Source organism: Achromobacter sp. SIMBA_011, assembly GCF_046535435.1.
GTDB classification, from domain to species: Bacteria; Pseudomonadota; Gammaproteobacteria; order Burkholderiales; family Burkholderiaceae_B; genus Achromobacter; species Achromobacter dolens.
The window spans coordinates 1-234 of sequence record NZ_JAWRWN010001270.1 but is presented as its reverse complement, the minus strand read 5'-3'; the positions used below and the strand labels follow the sequence as shown (position 1 = coordinate 234).

The 234-nt window shown below is 57.7% G+C and carries 1 protein-coding gene; it reads right to left on the bottom strand.

Going from position 1 to position 234, the window contains the following annotated elements; translation table 11 throughout:
- Positions 1 to 33: 33 nt before the first annotated feature.
- Positions 34 to 234: hypothetical protein (locus SB816_RS35140; RefSeq protein ID WP_410548641.1), on the bottom strand; the 201-nt coding region annotated here is incomplete at its 5' end.

The window sequence follows — 234 nt, the reverse complement described above, 5'->3', positions numbered from 1 at the left end:
GACGTTGCATTTATGATGGAATCTATCAAACCATCAAAGGCTCTCAGGAACCCACAGATGGGCGGGCACAAATCTCTGCCCCGGCGTTTCCGCCATGCCGTGTTCGATGGTGTGAACCATGGTGGCAAGGAGGTCCGCGCATAATTCGCGAAGCGGTGTCTGGAACACGCCGGTAATGCGCCGTTCCAGCAAGGCCTGCCGGGATTCCGGCGTCAACTCGTTGACGAGGCAGAC